The organism is Lysobacter firmicutimachus (assembly GCF_037027445.1).
Lineage (GTDB): Bacteria > Pseudomonadota > Gammaproteobacteria > Xanthomonadales > Xanthomonadaceae > Lysobacter > Lysobacter firmicutimachus.
Genome location: NZ_JBANDL010000002.1, coordinates 4,975,703 through 4,996,326, shown reverse-complemented (window position 1 = coordinate 4,996,326; position 20,624 = coordinate 4,975,703). Strand labels below are relative to the sequence as shown.

The window sequence follows — 20,624 nt, the reverse complement described above, 5'->3', positions numbered from 1 at the left end:
CCGGCGCGCGCCGTGGCCGCGGCGGCCGGACGACACAAGGCCCGCGCGTGGCGGGCCTTGTGTCGTCGCGGCGGTCGCCCGATCGGCGGGATCGGGCGCGCAGGATCAAATCCGCACCATCGCACGCTGGCGTTGGCGCAGCAGGCTCAGGGTCAGCACCGCGGCGAGCAGGGCGGTGGTGACGACGAAGATGCCGATGCCCAGGTAGCCGCCGCTGATGCCGCCGGCGAGCGCGGCGCTGCCGGCCTTGTTGGGGATGAAGCTGGCCGCGAGCATGCCGGTGTAATGCATGCCGCACACCGCCACGCCCATGACCAGGGCGCTGCCGAGCATCTGGCCCCAGCCGCGCAGGTTGAACGCCAGCCACAGGGCGACGATCGAGGCGACCACGGCGATCGCCGCCGAAGCCAGCACCAGGTTGGTGTTGTAGACGGTGTCGGCCGGCATCAGCATCGCCGCCATGCCGGCGTAATGCATGCCGGTCACGCCCAGGCCCATCAGCACGCCGCCGAGGATCAGCTTGCCCCAGTTGAACAGGCCGCTGCCGGCGATGGCCAGGCCGGCCATGCACGAGACCACCGCGATGATCGCCGAGCCGACCGTGATCGGCAGGTCGTAGGTCACCGCCACGTCCATCTTGCAGGCGAGCATGGCGATGAAATGCATGGCCCAGATCGCGCCGCCGCCCATCGCGATGCCGGCGGCGGTCACCGCGCGCCAGCGTTGTCCCGGCGTGGTCGCGCTCGGGATCGCGATCGCCAGCTGCAAGGCGGTGAACGAGCCCAGCACCGACACGACATAGGACAGGACGACGAGGAACGGGTCATGGATGCACTGGATGGCGTGATCGATCGGCATGGCGGAACCCCCTGGTGGGTTGTCTGGCTAGGGGCCGCGCCGGCGCCTTCCCCGCGCCGTAGCGGCAATGCGGCTCCGGCGGTCGACCGGAGTGTCCGTAGCGCCACGGCCGTCCGCGCCGTGGCCGACCGGTGTCGGACCGGTCAGGCCTGGAACTCGAACCGGCACGCCTCCGCGCCGGTGTTGCGGCATTGGCTTTCCACCACCCGCACGCCGTCGGCGCCGTGCTGGCCTTCCAGCAGGCCGCCGAGCATGCCGCGCAGGAAGTGGCAGCATTCGCCGCTTTCGCCGCGATGGCAGAAGGGGCTATTGCGGATCCGCAGGGCGTCGTCCTGCAGTTCGGCCTGGACCAGCTGGCGCATCGCCGGCAGGGCGATGCGCCGCACCGAGTCGTGCAGCGGCAATTGTCCGCCCAGCGCGTAGTCGCGTTTGTAGACCCAGGCGCCGACGCGCTGGCCGATGTAGCGCAGGGTCGCTTCGCGTTGGCTCGGCGGTAGCTCGCGTTCCAGCGCCACCAACTGCAGCAGGATGTTGGGGTAGTTGCGCGCCAGCTGCGGCAGCAGGGTCTCCACCCGCTGGGTATCGATCGGCGCCGCGGTCGCCTGGGCCGGCGCGGCTGCGGCGGCCGGCGCCGCGGCGGGCGGCGGGATGTTCGGCGCGCTGGCCGCGCCGTTGCTGCGCACCGGTGCCGGCGCTGCGGCCGCGCCGTTGCCGCCCTCGTAGGCCGAGGCCTCGAAGCTCTGCACCAGGTGATGCGTTCCCAGGCGTTCTTCCAGCACCAGCAAGGACTCGGCCGGGCCGCGCACGACCATGCTCAGGACCACGCCCTCCTCGCTGTTGAGCATGCGTTGGCGCAGCAGGGTGAAACCGTTGGCGATCACCACCTGTCCCAGCGCGAGCAGCAGCCCGTCGCGCCGGTCGGACACCACGCGGAATTCGACATCCACCATGTGTAACTCCCCTGGCCTGTGCATGTTCCTGAAGACGCTCGCTGTCCGAGCGGCGCGTCATGACAGGGACTGGCGCGCGATGGCGCAGCGTGCCAGCTGCGTTCACAAAAAACGCAAACCAAGATCACAGATGAAGGGAGTTTTTCCGCGTTTTATGCGGCCGTACGCGTCCGTAGAAAACGCTGCCGCATAACAAACGCGAAACCGTTCGCGAACCGGTCAGGAGGCGTCGGCGAACCAGGCGGACGCCAATCCCAGATCGACATTGCCGCCGGACACGATCAGCCCGACCCGGCGTCCGGCGAAGCGTTCGCGCTGGGCCAGGACCACCGCCAGCGGCACCGCGCCGGAGGGCTCGACCACCAGCTTCATGCGTTCCCAGATCAGCCGCATCGCCGCGATCACCTGGGCGTCGTCGACCAGCAGGATCTCGCGCACGTGCCGGCTCAGGATAGGAAAGGTGAGCGTGCCCAGCTCGGCGCGCAGGCCGTCGCAGATCGTGTCCGGGGTGCGGCCGGTGATCCTGCGCCCTTCGCGCAGCGAATCGTGCGCATCGCGGGCGCCTTGCGGTTCGGCGCCGTAGACCTCGATCGCCGGATCGACGCCGTGCGCCGCGATCGCGGTGCCGGACAGCAATCCGCCACCGCTGACCGGGGCGATCACCGCGTCCAACTGCGGCGCATGGCCGAGCAGTTCCAGGGTCGCAGTGCCCTGGCCGGCGATCACCTTGGGATCGTTGAACGGATGCACCAGCACCCCGCCGGTGTCGGCCAGCACCTGGGCGGTGACCGCGTCGCGCGAGGATTGCAGCGGCTCGCAGGGCACGATGCGCGCGCCGTAGGCGCGGATCGCGGCGAGCTTGACCTGCGGCGTGTTGTGCGGCGCGACCACGGTCGCGGTGGTGCCGCGCAGGCGCGCGGCCAGCGCGATCGCGCCGCCGTGATTGCCCGAGCTTTGAGTGACGATGCCGCGTGCGGCGTCTTCGTCGCTGAGGGCGAACACCGCATTGCAGGCGCCGCGGAACTTGAACGCGCCGCCGCGCTGCAGGTTCTCGCATTTGAAGTGCAGCTCGCAGCCGGCCAATTCGTCGATCGCGCGCGAGCGCAGCACCGGCGTGGCGTGCGCGTGCGGCGCGATGCGCGCGGCGGCGGCGAGGATGTCGGCGAATTCCGGCGCGGCCGGGGCGAGGGCGGCATCGGCCGCGGGGGAGACGGTCAGGTCGTTCATGGCCCAAGCGTAGCGCAGGGGCGGCGAACGCAGCGTGCGGGGCGTGGCGGGTGCGTCGGGACGGCTGCGAAGTGTGTGCCGGGTCCGGCGCCGGGCCCGGCGGTGGATCAATCGTGGCGCAGGGCGGCGATCGGGTCCAGGCGCGCCGCCTGGCGCGCGGGGTAGACGCCGAAGGCCAGGCCGACGGCGGCGCAGAACAGCGCCGAGGACAGCACCGGCAGCGGCGCCCAGGCCACCTGCCAGCCGGCGAAGAAGGCGATCAGATAGGCCAGCGCGATGCCGAACAGCAATCCCAGCGCGGCGCCGGCGACGCAGATCACCGTGGCCTCGCGCAGGAACTGCGCGATCACGTCGCGCCGGCGCGCGCCGAGCGCCCGCAACAAGCCGATCTCGCGCCGGCGTTCGAGCACGTTGGCGAGCATGATGTTCATGATGCCGATGCCGCCGACCAGCAGGCTGACGCCGGCGATCGCCCCCATCACCACGCGGAAGATGCGCTGGGTCTTCTGGTGCTGCTGGAACAACTGCTGCGGCACCACCAGACGGAAATCGGCCATGCCGGCGTGGCGCTGGGTCAGCACGGTCGACAGCACGCGCGCGCCGGCGGCGAGTTGCGACGGATCGCGCAGGCGCAGCAGGAAGCGGTCGACTTCGTCCTCTTGCGGCTGGAAGCGGAAGCGCGCGCGGGCGCTGGCCAGCGGCAGGTAGACGCGGTTGCTCTCCAGTCCCAACTGCACGCCTTCGAACTGGTCCTTGCTCAGGTCGCGGTCGGCCAGCACGCCGACCACTTCCAGCCAGACGTGATTGACCTTGAGCAACTGCCCGATCGGGTCCATGCCGGGAAACAGATCCGCCGCGGCCTGATGGCCGAGCACCGCGACCGCGGCCAGGCGCAGGTCGTCCTGGGCGCCGAGGGCGCGCCCGCGGGCGATGCGCAGCGAGGACAGGGCGAAGTAGTCCGGGCTCACGCCGCTGGTCTGGGCGTCGCTGCGGCCGTAGTCGCTGAACACCGAATGGGTGCGCACCGGCTTTTCCGCGGCGTAGCGCTCGGCGCCAGGCACCACCGCCAACGCGGCGTCGGCGTCGGCCAGGCTCAGGCCGAGGCTGCGCGCGCGGGTCTCGCGCAGGCTGTTTTCGTCCTGGGCCTTGGCTTCGGCGATGAGATTGTTGAGGCCCAGGCTCTCGACCAGGCGCAGCGCTTCGCGCCGGCTGCCTTCGCCGACCGCTTGCATGGCGACGATGGCGCCGACGCCGAAGATCAGGCCGAGCAGGGTCAGCAGCGTGCGCAGGCGTCGCCGCCACAGCTCCTCTACCGCCTCGCGCCAGATCGGCGGCAACGCCTTCAACAGCGCGCTCATGGCCGGGCCTGGCGCGGGCTGCGCGCCGCCGCGGCGGGAGCGTCGGCGGCCGTACTGGCCGGCACCGCGTCGCCGCCGGCATCCGTGTCGTCGTCGCCGGCTCCGTCGTGAGCGGCGACCGCGCCGGCCGCGGCCAGCAGCACTTCGTCGCCGTCGCGCAAGCCGGACAGCACCTGCGAGCGCGCCGGTCCGCGCGCGCCCAGGCGCACCTCGCGGCGCAGGAAGTCGCCGCCCTGGCGCACCCTGACGTACTCCTTGCCGGCATCGCCCTCGATGGCGACGTTGGCGACGCTGAGCGTACGCGGCGCGTCGAACAGAATCACCCGCGCGCGCAGGCGTTGTCCCGGCACCAGCTTGTAGCGCGCGATCGCTTCGGCCGGGATCGGCGCCTTCATCGACAGATACTTCACCGGACTTTCCTGGCTGCGGACCTTGGCCGCACTGGCGACCCACGACAGCTTGGCGACGATGCGCTGCTCGGGGCGGCCGACCGGCGCCATCTCGACCGCGTCGCCGACCTCGACCCCCTGCGCCTCGATCTGCGGCAGGCTCAGTTCCAGTTCCATCGCCGAGGCGTCGGGCAGGCTGCCGTAGTCGAAGCCGGCGCGCAGGGTGGCGCCGACGCTGGGCTTGTCGCCGGACCAGTTGGCGCTGAGCATCAGCACGCCGTCGTTGGGCGCGCGCAGTTCCAGCGCGTCCAGGTCGGCCTGGCGCGCTTTGGCGGTGATGTCGAAGGTCGCGCGTTGGGCGTCGAGCACCGCCAGCTCGGCGCCGCCGCGCACGCCGGCCTGGTCGCGCTGCCATTCCAAGGTGTCGCGCTTGGCGTGCAGGAAGCGTGCGTCCTCGACCGCGTCCAGCACCTCGTTGCGCGCCATCGTGCTCAGGTCGGCGCCGGCGTAGCGCTCGGCGATGCCCAGTTGCACCGCGACCTGGGCCAGGTCGACCGCGACCTTGCTTTGCGCGGTGTCGAGATCGCCCTGCTTGGCCGCGCGGGCGAGTTCGTTGCGCTGCAGGTCGATCAGGGTCTGGGCCAGTTCCTGTTGGCCTTGCGCAGCGGAAAAACGCGCGATCAGGTCGCCGCGCTTGACCGCGCTGCCCTCCGGCAACATCCACTCCAGTTGCCGCGCCGACCAATTGCGCCCGGGCACCTGCAAGGGCGTGGCTTTGGCCGGCTTGAGCTCGCCTTCGCCGGCGACACTGAGCCGCAGCGGCGCCGTGGCCACGATTTCGGTCGCCGCCGGGGCCTGCTCGGCGGTGCAACCGGTCGTCGATGCGACGCCCAAGCCGCCGGCCAGCGCCAGGCTCGCTGCCGCGACGGCGCGCAATCGAAGCCGGTACGCGCTCATGGCCGCGCGCTCCGCGTCGGCGCCGGAATCTCGACCCGCACCGCCTGGCCCGGACGCAACGGCGCGCGCGGATCGTCCAGGCGCACGTCCAGGTCCAGCACCGGCACCGGCTGTACTTGCGATTTGCTGCGCACCGCGCGTCCGACCGACTCGATCCGTCCGCGCAGCACGCTGCCGGCGCCGCCTTCGACCACGATCCGCACCGGCGCGCCGACCGCGACGCGCTGCAGCTCGCGCTCGGGCAGTTCGGCGCGCACCGCCAGCGTGCTCATGTCGGGAATCTCGGCCACCGTCTGGCCGACCCAGGCCTGCGAGCCGACGTCGTACTTTTCGCCTTCCCAATTGCTTCGGTGCATCATCAATCCGTCGCGCGGCGCGCGCACTTCCAGCGCCGCCAGCGAGCGCTGCAGGCGGTCGACGTCGGCCTGCAGCTGCGCGCGCTCGGCGGCGAGCAGGCGCCGCTCCTGCCGGCGTTGCTCGGCGGACAAGGTTTCGCGGCGTTGCGCCAGGGCCAGCTTGCGCTCGGCCTGGCTGCGTGCGATCAGCAGCTTGCGGTACTCGATGCCGGCGATCAGCTCGGCCGGTTGCTGGGTCTTGCGTTGCGCCTTGTCGAGCGCGGCGCGCGCCTCGTCGGTGGCCAGGCGTTCGGTGCGCTCGCGCTCGGCCAGTTCCAGGTCGAGTTTGTCCAGCTCGACCTGCTTTTCCTTGAGCCGGCTGCGCTTTTCCGCAAGCTGCTTGACCACCTCGTTGCTGTCGAAGGCGATCACCGGCTGGCCGCGCTTGACCGGCGCGCCGTCGGGGGCGAGCTGGGTGATGTTGAACTGCCACATGCGCTCGACCGTCGGCGGCATCAGCGCCGACGTGCGGCGTGCATAGACTTCGCCGTCCACGCGCAACGGCGCGGCCGCGGCCGCGGCCGCGGTGGCGCCGGCGGCCAGCGCCAAGGCGAGGAAGCCGCGGCGCGGATTCATCGCGCCGCTCCGGGTGCGGCCAGGGGGCTGACCCGCACGCTCATGCCCGGCAGCAACTTGAGCGCATGCCGTTCGGGCAGGGCGATGTCGACGCTGAAGTAACGGCCTTCGCCCCATTCGGGTTTGCGGTCGGGTGCGCCGGCGATCGCGGTGATGCGTCCCTGCAGGCGTTGCCGCGGCAGAGCGTCGAAGGCCAGTTGCACCGGCTGGCCGACGCGCAAGCCGCGCCGGTCCGGCTCCAGCGCCCAGGCGCGGATTTGCATGCCGCTGCCGCCGCTGGCGATCTCGCCGGCTTTGCTGCCGGGCATGGTGGAGCTGCCTTCGTCGATGCGGCCACCGCTCCAACTGGTATTGAACCCGTGCAGGACGATGCCGTCGCGTTCGGCGCGCACCTCCGACTGGCGCAGCAGCAGGGCGTAGTAGTCGCGTTGGCCGCTCAGCTTGGCCAGCTCTAACCGCGCGTCCTCGCTCCGGCGCGCATGGGCGGCGCGCGCGGCGGCGAGTTGCTCGCGCTTGAGCTTGAGCTCGCGGGTGGTCTTGTCCAATTCGCCCTGATGGCGGTCGTAGTCGAGCTGCGAGATCAGGCCGCGCGGAATCGCCGCTTCGATCCTGGCGGTGGCCAGCGCGGCCTCGGCGTCGGCCAGCGCGACTTCGGCGTCGACCGTCTTGACCTCAAGTTCGACCAATTCCTTGGCGGCCTTGGCCCGGGTCTGTTCGAGCTTGGCGTCGAGCTCGGGAATCTGGGTGCCGGCCTGGCCGGGGTCGATGCGCAGCACCACTTCGCCGGCCTTGACCGCCTGGCCTTCGGGTACGAAGTAGCGGATCGTCACCGGCGCGGTGCTGGATTGCGGGGTGTAGATCGGCTGCGCGCCGACCGAGCGCACCTCGCCGGTCAGCACGGCCGCCGCCGCCGGCGCGCAGGCCAGCAGCGCCAGCGCCGCGGCGCCGTAGCGATCAGGCCGCCGAGTCATGTTCGATCCTGCCGTCGTGCAGACGCACCTCGCGCGGCGCGCGCGCGGCGAGGTCGCGGTCGTGGGTCACCAGCACCACGGTCTGGCCGCCGGCATGGACTTCGCCGATCAGGTCGAGCACGTCGGCGGCGCTTTTCGAGTCCAGGTTGCCGGTGGGCTCGTCGGCGAGCAGCAGCGCCGGCTGCAGCAGCAGGGCGCGGGCGATCGCCGCGCGTTGTTGCTGGCCGCCGGATAGCTCGCTGGGCCGATGCCCGCTGCGCGCGCCCAGGCCGACCCGGTCGAGCAAGTGCCGCGCCCGCTGCGCACTGTCGGCCGGCGGCGCGCGATGGAAGCGCAGCGGCAGCAGCACGTTCTCCAGCACGCTCAGCCGCGGCAGCAGATGGAAGCTTTGGAACACGAAGCCGATGCGGCGGTTGCGGATGTCGCTGGCGGCTTCGTCGTCGAGCGCGGCGACGTCGCGGCCTTCGATCAGATAGCGGCCGCGGGTGGGGCGGTCGAGGCAGCCGAGGATGTTGAGCAGGCTGGACTTGCCCGAGCCGGAGGCGCCGGTGATGGCGACGAATTCGCCGGCTTCGATGCTCAGGTCCACCCCATCCAATGCGTTTACCGCCTGCCCATTCATCTCGTAGCGACGATGGACCGCTTCCAATTCGATCATCGAGAACTGCCGGGCCAAAGATGAGGTGGTGCGCGACGGCGCCGCTCCCGGCGCCGCGATACAGGACCGGCCGCAGACGCGGAAGGTTCCCGCCGGCGGATCGCCTCCGCGCATCGCGCGGACGGGCCGGTCGACCGTGGCGGCAATCTACCTCAAGCCCAGGGGCGCGCGGCAAGTGTGCCGATCGCGGCCGCGCGCGGCACGGCCGCGCCATGCGAATCTGTGAGCCCGTACCGGAATTCGCGCCCGGCCGCGGCTAGTTTGGATCTCATCGTGCGCCGATCCGGTCACGGAACGACGCCGGAGTGCGGTTGGCTATACTCCGGGCGACGCGCCACGATGGCCCAAGCGAACCCACGGCGCGGTATTCCGTCGACGCCCAATAAAACAGGGGATGCATCATGCTCCGCAAATTATCGGTATGCCTGCTCGCGGTCCTGCTCGTCGGATGCATACCGCCCCGCCTCGACCCGACCATGGTGTCGGCCCCCAACGCCCAGGCCACGGCCGACGCCCAGGCCGCGGGCTGAACCGTACAGGCCGGGCCGGGCCGAATTAAGCCCGAGTTCAAAACGCCGGATCGAAGCTGGACCCCTGATACCGGGGGTCCGACATGATTCGCAAACTGCTATTGCCCTTGCTCGCAACCGCCCTGCTGGCGGGCTGCGTCACCGACTATTCCCTGCGCGGCGGCAGCGGCGGCGGTTCGTATTACTACGGCCGCCCGAGCGTCGATTATCGCTACTACGGCGCGCCGTACGGCTACGGCTATTACCCCTACGGCTACGGCAGCTCGTACTACCGCTACGGCGGCTACTACGGCAATCCCTACCGTTACGGCGGTTACGGCTATCCCTACGGCTATTACCCGTCGCCGTATCCGCGCCACTACTACCCGAACCGTCCGCACCGCCCGCCGACCACCCGGCCGTCGCTGCCGGACCATCCGCGCGGCATTCCGTGGCGCGACGCGCGTACGGACCGCGGCCAGCGCTGGAGCGGCCCGGGCCCCAGCGGCATCCCGCAACCGAGCAGCATCCCGCAGCCGCGGCCGCAGCCGTCGAGCCCGCCCGCCAGCGGCCGGCGCGGCGTGCCCTGGCGCGAGGTCCAACGCTGAACGGAGCCCTGCCGGGGTGCACGGTCGTGCGCCCCGGCACTGCAAAGTGGAACGGTGCGCACTTGCGTTCAGGCCGAAGTGACCGCAATCTACCGCTACTGACCGCTTACGTCGTATTTGGACGTTTTCGGTAAGCAAGACTTCTATGTCGGCGCCTGGCGAGGAATCACGGATCCCCCCTGTTCCGTCCCCGTCAGGCGTCGGCGCCCATTCCCCCGCAAGCCGGGGACACAGCCAAAGCGCACGCATCGGCGTGCGCTTTTGCTTTATGCGATTCAAGGACTTGCGCGTCGCGAGCGACTCGGCGGCGGCGGCCTCGCAGTGGCGGCGATGGCGCAGCGAGCGCGCCGCGCGCGCAAAAAACGCGCAATAAAAAAGGGGCCGAATGTCCCCCGACATTCGGCCCCCCGGCTTCCCCCGCGAGCGCTTGGCCAGCCCCTGTTCCAATTCCAGCCGGCGTCTAGCGCCTGCCCCGCAAGGTGCACTTCTATCCCAAGCATGAAGTGTGCCAACTCTGGGTGAAGCCCCGGGCCGCGCGCCTGGCCTAAAATTGCGACCGGGTCGTCCGCGGGCGACGACCGCAGCCACGACGACGATGCGATGAGCGACTCCTTCTACCAATACGACGTGATCGTGGTCGGCGGCGGCCACGCCGGCACCGAGGCCGCGCTGGCCGCGGCGCGTGCCGGCGCGCGCACGCTGCTGTTGACCCATTCGGTGGAGACGGTCGGCGCGATGAGCTGCAACCCGGCCATCGGCGGCATCGGCAAGGGCCATCTGGTCAAGGAGATCGACGCCCTCGGCGGGATCATGGGCCGCGCCGCCGACGCCGCCGGCATCCAGTGGCGCCGGCTCAACGCCAGCAAGGGCCCGGCGGTGCGCGCCACCCGCTGCCAGGCCGACCGCGCCCTGTACCGCAGCTTCATCCGCCGAGCGGTCGAGGCCCAGCCCGGCCTGACCCTGTTCCAGGCCGCGGTCGACGACATCGCATTCGACGCCGGCCGGGTGGTCGGCGTGCTGACCCAGACCGGCCTGCGCTTCCGCGCGCCGGCGGTGGTGCTGACCGCCGGCACCTTCCTCGCCGGCAAGGTCCATGTCGGCCAGACCACCTACGCCGCCGGCCGCGCCGGCGATCCGCCCGCGGTGGCCCTGGCGGCACGGCTGCGCGAAGGCCCGTTCGTGGTCGACCGGCTCAAGACCGGCACCCCGCCGCGCATCGACGGCCGCAGCCTGGACTACTCGGTGATGGAGGAGCAGCCGGGCGACGATCCGCGTCCGGTCATGTCCTTCCTCGGCACGCGTGCCGACCATCCGCGTCAGGTGTCGTGCTGGATCACCCACACCAGCGAGCGCACCCACGAGATCATCCGCGGCGCGCTCGACCGCTCGCCGCTGTACACCGGCCAGATCGAAGGCATCGGCCCGCGTTATTGCCCCTCGATCGAGGACAAGGTGGTGCGCTTCGCCGAGAAGGCCAGCCACCAGATCTTCGTCGAGCCCGAGGGCCTGGACGTGGCCGAGATCTACCCGAACGGGATCTCGACCTCGCTGCCGTTCGACGTGCAGTTGGACCTGGTGCGCTCGATCCGCGGCTTCGAGCGCGCCCACATCACCCGCCCGGGCTACGCCATCGAATACGACTTCTTCGATCCGCGCGGGCTCAAGAGCACGCTGGAGACCAAGTCGGTCGCCGGGCTGTTCTTCGCCGGCCAGATCAACGGCACCACCGGCTACGAAGAAGCCGCCGCGCAGGGCCTGTTGGCCGGCGTCAACGCCGCCGGCTTCGTGCTCGGCCGCGAAGGCTGGAGCCCGCGCCGCGACGAGGCCTACCTGGGCGTGCTGGTCGACGATCTGATCACCCACGGCACCAGCGAGCCGTACCGCATGTTCACCTCGCGCGCCGAGTACCGGCTGCAACTGCGCGAGGACAACGCCGACCTGCGCCTGACCCCGTTCGGGCGCGAGCTGGGCCTGGTCGACGACGCGCGCTGGGACGCGTTCGCGCGCAAGCGCGAGGCGATCGAGCGCGAGACCGCGCGCCTGGGCGCGATCTGGGCGGCGCCGAACAATGCGCTGGGGCGCGAGATCGCGCAGGCGCTCGGGGTCGAGGTCAGCCGCGAAAGCAGCGCGCGCGATCTGCTCAAGCGCCCCGAACTGGACTACGCCAAGCTGATGCAGGTGGCCTCGCTGGGGCCGGCGGTGGCCGACGACGAGGTCGCCGAGCAGGTGGAGATCGGGGTGAAGTACGCCGGTTACCTGGACCGCCAGCGCGACGAGATCGAGCGTCAGCAGCGCAACGAGAGCACGCCGATTCCGGACGGCTTCGACTACGCCGCGGTGCGCGGCCTGTCGGCGGAAGTGCAGCAGAAGCTGGATCGGGTGCGCCCGCAGACCGTCGGCCAGGCGCAGCGCATTCCCGGCATGACCCCGGCGGCGATTTCGCTGTTGCTGGTGCACCTGGCCCGAGCGCGGCGTACGCGAGTGGCTTGAGGGCGGGGATTAGGGAGCCGGGATTGGGGATTGGTTGAAGCGGAGCCGGGCTTGGCGAGGGCTTCGCTGCTGCGGGTTCGCCGCGTTGCGCGACTCAGGCAAATCCCCCAGCGCAGGCCGTGCGTCCGCATGCCGGGCCAGCGCGAGCGCCAGCCGCTTTTTTCAAAGGGCGAACTGGCGCGCTTCGTCGAAGAGGCGAAACAGTATGGCTAACAGCCAACGGCCGGTCGCTCGCGGCCAAGCACCGATCGTCGACCGCCAACGGCAACCAAGCGCCCAGGCCAGCGGCTGACGGACAACGCAACGCGCTGCCAACGTCGGCGTCGCCGTGCCGCGGCATGTCTGCACGAGCGACGATGCTTGGCGTTGCACTTCCCCCCGTTGAAGACGGGGGATTCGTTCCTGCTCGTGCTGCGCGTTCCCGGCCTCAGTACAAGCGCCGCTCGCTCTTGCTCGGCGGCGACCACTGATACAGCCAGGTCTCGCTCAGCGCCCCGCTGGCGTCGCGCAGGAACAGGCGCAGATCGATCTGCTCGGTCGAGTCGTCCGGCGGCACCGCATCGAACATCGCCCGGTAGCCGCCGATCTCGTGCAGGGGCCGGCACGACACCGTTTCCAGTCGGCCGCCGCGGCCGATCTGCACCACCGGTTCGACGCTGGCGTTGCGCTTGGCCAACTCGGCCAGGCGGCCGCCGGCGAAGTCGACCGCGAAGCGCCAGGAAAAGTAATCGCGCTTGAAGCCGATGCGCCCGCCCAGACCGGTGCGGGTGGCGACGCAGCGCGCCAGGGGCGGCGTCGCCGGCGGTTGCGCGCCCCAGTACAGGCGATAGCCGTACAGCAGTTCCTGCCCAGGCTGCGGCTTCTCGCGCGGGTTCCAGAACGCGACGATGTTGTCGAAGGATTCGTCGACGGTCGGGATCTCGACCAACTGCACCGACCCGGCGCCCCAAGCCTGCTTGGGCTCGACCCACAGGCAGGGGCGCTTCTCGTAGAACACGCCGTCGTCCTGGTAATGATCGAAGTTGCGGTCGCGCTGCAGCAGGCCGAAACCGCGCGGGTTTTCGTCGGCGAACATGTTGAAGCGCAGTCGCTCGGGATTGCACAGCGGCCGCCAGATCCACTCGCCGCGGCCGGTCCACATCGCCAGGCCGTCGGTGTCGTGGATTTCCGGACGCCAGTCCCAGTCCATGCGGCGGTCGTTCTCGCCGACCTGGTACATGCTGGTGCACGGGCCCAGGCCCATGCGCTCGATGGTCTTGCGCGGATACAGCGCGCAGTCGATGTCCATCAGCAACACCTCGCCCGGGGTGATCGCGAAGCGATAGGCGCCGGCGATGCTGGGCGAGTCGAGCAGGGCGTAGACGATCAGCGTGTCCGAGCCCGGGGCGGGGCGCTCCAGCCAGAACGCGGTGAAGTCCGGGAATTCCTCGGGCCGGCCGGTGCCGGTGTCGATCGCCAGCCCGCGCGCGGACTGGCCGTACTGGCCTTCGCCGCCGACCGCGCGGAAATAGCTGGCGCCGAGGAAGGCGGCGAAATCGCGGTCCGGGTCGCGACGGGTGTTGAGGCGGAAGCCGGCGAAGCCCAGGTCGGCCGGCAGCGGCTTGCCGTCCAGGCCGCTGCGGCGGCGATCGAACATCGTCGGGTCGTAGCCGATCTCGCGCGCCTGGCCGTCGGCGACTTCGTACATGCGCACCGCCGACTTGAAGAACAGGCCGAGGTGGAAGAACTGGGCCAGGAACTTGCCGTCGTCCGCGCCCCACAAGGCATGGTCGCGCTGGAAGCGGATCGACTGGTACTGGTCCCAGTCCATCGCCGCCACCGGCGCCGGCAGGGTCGCGTTGCGGGCGACGTAAGCGCGCTCGGCCAGGGCCCGGGCCTGGCCCTTGAGCGCGGCGAAATCGAACGGTTGCGGCGGACCCAGCCGGGCCGAGGGCGCAGCGAAGGCCAACAGGGGCAGCGGCAGGCCGGCGGCGGCGAGAGCGCCGGCGGCGCGCTTGAGGAACTGGCGTCGGATCATGGGGCAGGCGACGTCGTGGCAACGGGACGCAGCATGCTAGCCAATCCCGCTGCGGCGATGGTTATGCGGGCGTTGAGAGCGGGGCATCCCGAGCCAATGGGCTTGAAGGGCCGGCCGTTCTTGCGCGAAGGGGGCAGGGACGTCGATGGCTTGCGACCGCTCCGACGATCGCTTCCGGCGCACGCTCCGCGTCGGCGATCGCAGGACGTGCGACGCCAAGAGGGCCGGGGCGGCCGCCCGGCGCCGCGAAAACCGGGTCCCGCGCCGCGGCAAAAACCGCTCGCGACCGAAGCCTCTAGAATATCGCCATGCTTCGACTCACCGACCTCCGACTGCCGCTGGACCATCCGACCAGCGCGCTCACCGACGCCATCCTCGCCCGCCTGGGCATCGCCGCGGCCGAACTGAGCGGCTACACCGTCGCCAAGCGCAGCTACGACGCGCGCAAGCGCGGCGGCATCGAGCTGATCTACTCGATCGACGTCGATACGCCGCGCGAGGCCGAGATCCTGCAGCGCGAACACGCCGCCGCGGCCGGGCCGTCCCCAGGCCCGCGCCAAGGCGCGGCCGGCGCCGACAAGGTCAAGGTCCTGCCGACGCCCGACACCGAATACAAGTTCGTCGCCCGCGCGCCGGCCTCGCTGCCGCTGCGGCCGATCGTGATCGGCATGGGCCCCTGCGGCCTGTTCGCCGGCCTGGTGCTGGCGCAGATGGGCTTCCGCCCGATCATCCTGGAACGCGGCAAGGCGGTGCGCGAGCGCACCGTCGACACCTTCGGCCTGTGGCGCAAGCGCGTGCTCAACCCGGAGTCGAACGTGCAGTTCGGCGAAGGCGGCGCCGGCACCTTTTCCGACGGCAAGCTCTACAGCCAGATCAGCGACAAGCAGCACCACGGCCGCAAGGTGCTGACCGAGTTCGTCAAGGCCGGCGCGCCGGAGGAAATCCTCTACGTCAGCAAGCCGCACATCGGCACCTTCCGCCTGGTGTCGATGGTCGAGAACATGCGCGAGACCATCCAATCGCTCGGCGGCGAGATCCGCTTCTCGCAGCGGGTCGACGACGTGCTGATCGAAGACGGGCAACTGCGTGGGGTGCAGCTCGCCGACGGCACGCAACTGCGCGCCGACCACGTGGTGTTCGCGCTCGGCCACAGCGCGCGCGATACCTTCGCCATGCTGCACGCGCGCGGCGTGTACATGGAGGCCAAGCCGTTCTCGATCGGATTCCGCATCGAGCACCCGCAATCGCTGATCGATCGCGCCCGCTTCGGGCCGCAGGCCGGCCACGAGATCCTCGGCGCGGCCGACTACAAGCTGGTCCATCACTGCCGCAACGGCCGCTCGGTGTACAGCTTCTGCATGTGCCCCGGCGGGACCGTGGTCGCGGCCGCGAGCGAGCCCGGGCGGGTGGTCACCAACGGCATGAGCCAATACTCGCGCAACGAACGCAACGCCAATGCGGCGATCGTGGTCGGGATCACGCCCGAGGACTATCGCGCCTACGACGACACCGCCGACCCAGGCGGCAGCCCGCTGGCCGGCATCGCCCTGCAGCGGCATTGGGAGGCGCAGGCCTTCGCCCTGGGCGGCGGCGAATACGAAGCGCCGGGGCAGACCGTCGGCGACTTTCTCGCCGGCCGGCCCTCCACCGCGCTCGGCGCGGTGCAGCCGTCGTACACGCCGGGCGTGCGCCTGACCGACCTGGGCAACTCGCTGCCCGAGTACGCGATCGCGGCGATCCGCGAAGCGCTGCCGGCGTTCGACAAGCAGATCAAGGGCTTCGCGATGCCCGATGCGATGTTGACCGGCGTCGAAACGCGCACGTCCTCGCCGGTGCGCATCGCCCGCGGCCCCGACGGCCACAGCCTCAATACCCGCGGCCTGTTCCCGGCCGGCGAAGGCGCGGGCTACGCCGGCGGCATCCTGTCGGCGGCGGTGGACGGGATCAAGACCGCCGAAGCGGTGGCGTTGAGCATTCTGGCGGGAGTGGCGCGCGGCTGAGGCCGCGCCCAGGCTCGAGCGGGCGTCGCCGGCGGCGCTGCCGCCGGGCCCTTCCAGTTCGCCCGGCTCCGCAGATCGGAGCGTCCGGCCGGAATGACCGCTGGGCTCCCGCCTTCGCGGGATCGACGCTGGATGGGCTTGATCGCATCGCGGCGAACCCGTCATGCCGGCGCAGACAGGGCATCCAGAGACTTCAGCGCCATGCTGGGATGAAGTCTCGATGTCCCGCCTTCGCGGGCACGACCGCAGGAGGCTCGCCTTGCGCCCTCGTTGCGCATGCCGTGTGCGCGATCGGGCCAAGCACGGCCCGGTCGGCGCGGTCATGCCGAATGGCAGGGGGCAGGGCGGGTGCGATGGGTAGGATGCGGGATCGTCTTCGTGCCACCGGACTCGCCATGCCCCGACTCGCCGCCGCCGCCTTGCCGCTGTTGATCGCCTCGGCCCTCGCCCCGGTTCCGTTCCCGACCGCCGCGCAAACTGCGCCGTCGACGGCGGCGGCCGCTGCCGACGTCATGCGCCTGGACGTCGACGCCAGCGACCTGTCGCGGCGCGTGCTGCACGCGCGCCAGCGCATTTCGGTACGGGCGGGCGCGCTGACCCTGCTGTATCCGCAATGGATCCAAGGCAACCATTCGCCGACCGGGCCGATCGAGAAGCTGGCCGGCCTGCGCATCCGCGGCAACGGCCAGGCCATCGCCTGGCAGCGCGATCCGCTCGACGTGTACGCGTTCAAGCTGGTCGTGCCCGAGGGCGTGAACGAGCTGGAGTTGAGCTTCGACGTGCTGACCCCGACCGCCGGCAACCAGGGCCGAGTGGTGATGACGCCGGACGTGCTCAACCTGCAGTGGAACCAGGTCGCGCTGTACCCGGCCGGCGTGCCGGCGCGCACGATCGAGGTCGCGCCGAGCCTGACCCTGCCGGCCGGCTGGCAGGCCGGCACCGCGCTCGAGCTGGAAGCGCGCGACGGCGACCGCCTGCGCTACCGCACGGTACCGCTGCATACCCTGCTGGATTCGCCGGTGTTCGCCGGCCGCCATTTCAAGCAGTTCGATCTGGCGCCGGGGGCCAAGATTCCGGTGCGGCTCAACGTGGTCGCCGACGCGGCCAAGTATCTGGAAGCCAAACCCGAACAGCTCAAGCCGCATCGCGAGCTGGTGGTGCAGGCCGGGCGTCTGTTCGGTTCGCAGCCCTACGATCGCTACGATTTCCTGTTGTCGTTGTCGGGCCAGCTCAGCGGCATCGGCCTGGAGCACCACCGCTCCAGCGAGAACGGCGTCGACACCGACTATTTCACCGGTTGGGATGGCGGCAGTGCGACCGGCCGCGACTTGCTCGCGCACGAATTCGTCCACGCCTGGAACGGCAAGTCGCGGCGCCCGGCCGGGCTGGTGGTCGACAACTTCAACCAGCCCTTGAACGACGAGCTGCTGTGGGTCTACGAAGGCCAGACCCAGTACTGGGGCTATGTGCTCGCCGCGCGCTCGGGCCTGTGGAAGCAGGAGTTCGCCCGCGACGCGCTGGCCCAGGTGGTGGCGCGCTACGCGCACGATCGGCCTGGCCTGGCCTGGCGCTCGCTGCAGGACACCACCTACGACCCGGTGATCGCCCAGCGCCGGCCCAAGCCCTACGGCAGTTACCAGCTCAGCGAGGACTACTACAGCGGCGGCCAACTGGTCTGGCTCGCGGTCGACGCCAAGCTGCGCGAACTCAGCGGCGACAAGCGTTCTCTCGACGATTTCGCGCGCGCCTTTTTCGGCGGCGAGGACGGCGACTACCGGGTCCGGCCGTACGCGTTCGAGGACGTGGTCGCGGCCTTGAACGGCGTCGTCGCGTTCGATTGGGCCGGCTTCCTGCGCGCGCGCCTGGACGCCCATGCGCCGCCGCTCGACGGCCTGGCCGCGAGCGGCTGGAAACTGAGTTTCGCCGACACCCCGAGCGAGTACCAGAAGCTCGCCGAGGGCGAACGCAAGGCGACCGACCTGACTTATTCGCTGGGCATGAGCGTGGCCAACAGCGACGCCAACGTGGTCTCGGTGCGCTGGGACGGGCCGGCGTTCAATGCCGGCATCGCTCCGGGCAGCCACCTGCTCGCGGTCAACGGCTATGCCGCCAACGGCGAACGGCTCAAGGACGCGGTGACCGCGGCCAAGGACGGCAAGCCGATCGAGTTGATCGTCAAGAACGCCGATGTGGTGCGCACGGTGCGGATCGATTACCGCGAAGGCCTGAAGTACCCGCGGCTGGAGCGCGTCCCCGGTACGCCGGATCGCCTGGGCAAGATCTTCGCGCCGAAGTGAACGGCGCCCGGCATGGCGACCTGCCGCGGGTCGCCGTCTCCCGACGCGCCGGGCTTGTCCGCGATCTGTCCTCGGTTCGGCGCTACAGTTCGGCGCGACAGTCGCGGCGGCCCCGGCCCACGCCGCGCGCGTCCGCTTCGGTTGCCGCGACCGGCCCGCAGATAACGCTTCCGCCGCACCGCCACGACCGGCGCACGCCGCCGGCGTCGCCCCTACCTCTTCGGATGCTCCCGCCATGTACGGACTGATCGGAAAAATGACCGCCGTCGCCGGCCAGCGCGATGCGCTGACGGCGATCCTGCTCGACGGCATCGAGGCGATGCCGGGCTGCCTCAGCTACGTCGTCGCGCGCGATCCCAAGGACGCCGACGCGATCTGGATCACCGAAGTCTGGGACAGCGCCGACAGCCACCGCGCCTCGTTGGCGCTGCCGCAGGTGCAGGCGGCGATCGCCCGGGCCCGGCCGCTGATCGCCGGCTTCGATTCGCACGTCGAAACCGAACCGGTCGGCGGCCATGGGTGGGCGCCGGCCGGTTAACGCCGGTGCGCAGCGTGTGGTTGCCGATGCCGGCGAACGCACCGGCACCGGGGTAGGAACGGCGCAAGCCGCGGCCGCGAAACCGCAGCGACGAGGCCGGCGCGGTTCGCGAACGCAGGCTCGCGGGAGCGTCCCGCGCTGCGCGAGCGCGATCTTTCAATCCGCATCGCCTTCGGCTGCCGCGACGGCATCGCGGCGTCGCCACAACATGCTGCGCAACACCCCGTCGCGTCGGATCAGCCCGTGATGCAGGGCCGCGCCGAGGTGCAGCAGCACCAGCGCGAACAGCGCATAGGCCAGAGTCCGATGCAGCCAACGCAGCGTCGCGAACCAGCTCGGGTCGAACGGCGCGATCGGCGGCAGCCGCCAGCCGCCGCCGAGCTCGACCGGATACCCGCCGGCCGACAGCATCGCCCAGCCGATCAGCGGCATCGCCAGCATCAATGCGTACAGCAGCCAGTGCGAAGCCTGCGCCGCCAGCCGTTGCGCCGCGCCGAGTTCGCGCGGCAACGGCGGTGGCCGGCGCCACAGCCGCAGCGCCATGCGCAACACCGCCAGCGCCAGGATCGCGATCCCCAGCGGCTTGTGCAGCGCCAACAGCCAGGCGTGCCGCTCCGACACGCTCGCCACCATGCCCGCGCCGACGAACAGCATGGCCAGGATCATGATCGCCATCAGCCAGTGCAGCACGCGCGCCGGCCACCAGAACATCGTCTCGTCGCGGTTCATCGTGCGCTCTCCTTGGGCGGACGGCCGCCGGCGCGCGCTTCCTCGAGGGTGCGGCGGCGATAGGACTCGGCATAGGCGGCCGAGCGCGCCGGCAGCAGCGGATCGGCCGAGGCGACGATGCCGTCGGGCAGCACCAGCGGGTCGTAATTGATGTCGCGGCATTCGCCGCTGTCCTGGTCCTGGGCGCGTTCGATCACCACCGTGCCGGCGTCGATCCGTTGGCGTTGCGCGGGCCAGGGGCGGGTGGCGTCGTCGATCGGATCGCCGGGCGCGGCCAAGGTCGCCCACAGGCGCCAGCGCAGCGGCCCTCGCGCCAGACGGCGCTCGAGCTCGCCGGCGAGCGCGTCGACGTCCTGGGCGCCCAGCGGCGCGGCGGCCGCGCCGTTGTCCGGTTCGACCTGCCAGCGCACCGCGTGACGCGCGCCGTCGGCGGCGACGAAATAGAACGCGTTGAGGCCGTAGTAGGGTTCGGTCGCGTAGCTGGCCGACGGACGTTGGTCCTTGATCCAGGCGCGGAACGCGGCGGTTTCCGGGTGCGCCTGGAAGAACGCCTTCTGCCGGGCCGGATCGGGCTTGCCGGTGGCCGGATCGGGCGCGGTGGCCTGCAGCTGTTCGAAGAAAGCCTGCGGCGTGGCCACCGGAAACACCGGCATGTTGTTCATGCTGGTCCGCCACTGTTGGCCGTCGGCCTGGGTCAGGCGCAGGGCGAAGCTGCGGATCGGCACGCCGCCGTCGGGCGCGTAGGGGTTGCCCCCGGGCAGGGCGAAGCGGCCGACCAGCGGCGTGCGCGCGCCGGCCGCGAACAGCGCGGCGCGCGAGTAGGGCGCCGCCGCGCCGCTGCTGTCGAAGCGGCCGATCACGCACACGCCCTTGGCGTGATTGCGGCGATAGCCCGGATGCGTGCCGCCGTTGGCCTGCAACCGGTCGACCAGGCGATGCGGCGTCAGCCGCTGCGGGTCGAGCGGGCCGGCGACGTAGGCGAAAGCGGTGCCGAGGCCGCCGACCGCGAGCGCGATCAGGGCCCAGCGGGCGAAGGGGAAGGGCGGTCGGGGCGGGGCGAGGGGCTGGTTCATGGCGAAGGCCGTGGCTGCGATACC

16 protein-coding genes are annotated in these 20,624 nt (G+C 71.0%); 5 read left to right on the top strand and 11 right to left on the bottom strand.

The annotated features are described in order from the left end of the window. Positions 1-105: 105 nt before the first annotated feature. The 8 genes from V2J18_RS21565 to V2J18_RS21530 form a co-directional block, all read right to left on the bottom strand. Positions 106-858: an MHYT domain-containing protein gene (locus V2J18_RS21565; RefSeq protein ID WP_064745978.1), complete on the bottom strand. Its 753-nt coding sequence runs from the start codon at positions 856-858 to the stop codon at positions 106-108. Between the two features lie 143 nt (positions 859-1,001). Then, positions 1,002-1,808 (bottom strand): V4R domain-containing protein, encoded by an 807-nt coding sequence (locus V2J18_RS21560; protein WP_064745977.1) that lies wholly within the window; start codon positions 1,806-1,808, stop codon positions 1,002-1,004. Between the two features lie 219 nt (positions 1,809-2,027). Continuing rightward, entirely contained in the window at positions 2,028-3,035 is a 1,008-nt protein-coding gene (locus V2J18_RS21555; protein WP_064745976.1) for a pyridoxal-phosphate dependent enzyme, read from the bottom strand. Positions 3,036-3,142: 107 nt separating this feature from the next. Next, a complete protein-coding gene (locus V2J18_RS21550; protein ID WP_336132855.1) occupies positions 3,143-4,393 on the bottom strand; it encodes an ABC transporter permease in 1,251 nt (416 codons plus the stop codon). Then, positions 4,390-5,739, bottom strand: coding sequence for an efflux RND transporter periplasmic adaptor subunit (locus V2J18_RS21545; RefSeq protein WP_336132854.1), 1,350 nt, complete (start codon positions 5,737-5,739; stop codon positions 4,390-4,392). The genes V2J18_RS21550 and V2J18_RS21545 overlap by 4 nt, the downstream gene beginning before the upstream one ends. Continuing rightward, a complete protein-coding gene (locus V2J18_RS21540; RefSeq protein ID WP_336132853.1) occupies positions 5,736-6,710 on the bottom strand; it encodes an HlyD family secretion protein in 975 nt (324 codons plus the stop codon). The genes V2J18_RS21545 and V2J18_RS21540 overlap by 4 nt, the downstream gene beginning before the upstream one ends. Beyond that, positions 6,707-7,681, bottom strand: coding sequence for an HlyD family secretion protein (locus V2J18_RS21535; RefSeq protein WP_064745972.1), 975 nt, complete (start codon positions 7,679-7,681; stop codon positions 6,707-6,709). The genes V2J18_RS21540 and V2J18_RS21535 overlap by 4 nt, the downstream gene beginning before the upstream one ends. Beyond that, on the bottom strand, positions 7,665-8,339 hold the full coding sequence (locus V2J18_RS21530; RefSeq protein ID WP_064745971.1) for an ABC transporter ATP-binding protein: 675 nt from the start codon (positions 8,337-8,339) through the stop codon (positions 7,665-7,667). The genes V2J18_RS21535 and V2J18_RS21530 overlap by 17 nt, the downstream gene beginning before the upstream one ends. 613 nt (positions 8,340-8,952) lie before the next feature. Between V2J18_RS21530 and V2J18_RS21525 the strand changes: the two genes are divergently transcribed. Both V2J18_RS21525 and mnmG read left to right on the top strand, forming a co-directional pair. Beyond that, positions 8,953-9,456, top strand: coding sequence for a hypothetical protein (locus V2J18_RS21525; RefSeq protein ID WP_064745970.1), 504 nt, complete (start codon positions 8,953-8,955; stop codon positions 9,454-9,456). Between the two features lie 600 nt (positions 9,457-10,056). Beyond that, positions 10,057-11,946, top strand: coding sequence for a tRNA uridine-5-carboxymethylaminomethyl(34) synthesis enzyme MnmG (gene mnmG, locus V2J18_RS21520; protein ID WP_064745969.1), 1,890 nt, complete (start codon positions 10,057-10,059; stop codon positions 11,944-11,946). A 427-nt stretch (positions 11,947-12,373) separates the two neighbouring features. On the opposite strand, the gene V2J18_RS21515 is transcribed toward mnmG, so the two are convergent. Then, entirely contained in the window at positions 12,374-13,963 is a 1,590-nt protein-coding gene (locus V2J18_RS21515; RefSeq protein ID WP_064745968.1) for an OpgD/OpgG family glucan biosynthesis protein, read from the bottom strand. 308 nt (positions 13,964-14,271) lie between these two features. Here V2J18_RS21515 and V2J18_RS21510 point away from each other — a divergent pair, with 308 nt between their 5' ends. The 3 genes from V2J18_RS21510 to V2J18_RS21500 all read left to right on the top strand — a co-directional run bounded on the left by V2J18_RS21510 (position 14,272) and on the right by V2J18_RS21500 (position 18,798). Next, positions 14,272-15,963, top strand: coding sequence for an NAD(P)/FAD-dependent oxidoreductase (locus tag V2J18_RS21510; RefSeq protein ID WP_064745967.1), 1,692 nt, complete (start codon positions 14,272-14,274; stop codon positions 15,961-15,963). Between the two features lie 395 nt (positions 15,964-16,358). Further along, a complete protein-coding gene (locus tag V2J18_RS21505; protein WP_336132851.1) occupies positions 16,359-18,260 on the top strand; it encodes a M61 family metallopeptidase in 1,902 nt (633 codons plus the stop codon). Positions 18,261-18,495: 235 nt separating this feature from the next. Beyond that, positions 18,496-18,798: a putative quinol monooxygenase gene (locus V2J18_RS21500; protein WP_336132850.1), complete on the top strand. Its 303-nt coding sequence runs from the start codon at positions 18,496-18,498 to the stop codon at positions 18,796-18,798. A 156-nt stretch (positions 18,799-18,954) separates the two neighbouring features. On the opposite strand, the gene V2J18_RS21495 is transcribed toward V2J18_RS21500, so the two are convergent. Together V2J18_RS21495 and V2J18_RS21490 are read right to left on the bottom strand one after the other, a co-directional pair. Further along, a complete protein-coding gene (locus V2J18_RS21495; RefSeq protein WP_336132849.1) occupies positions 18,955-19,527 on the bottom strand; it encodes a cytochrome b in 573 nt (190 codons plus the stop codon). Further along, positions 19,524-20,600 (bottom strand): catalase family peroxidase, encoded by a 1,077-nt coding sequence (locus V2J18_RS21490; RefSeq protein ID WP_336132848.1) that lies wholly within the window; start codon positions 20,598-20,600, stop codon positions 19,524-19,526. Before V2J18_RS21490 ends, V2J18_RS21495 begins: the two co-directional genes overlap by 4 nt. Positions 20,601-20,624: the final 24 nt, after the last annotated feature.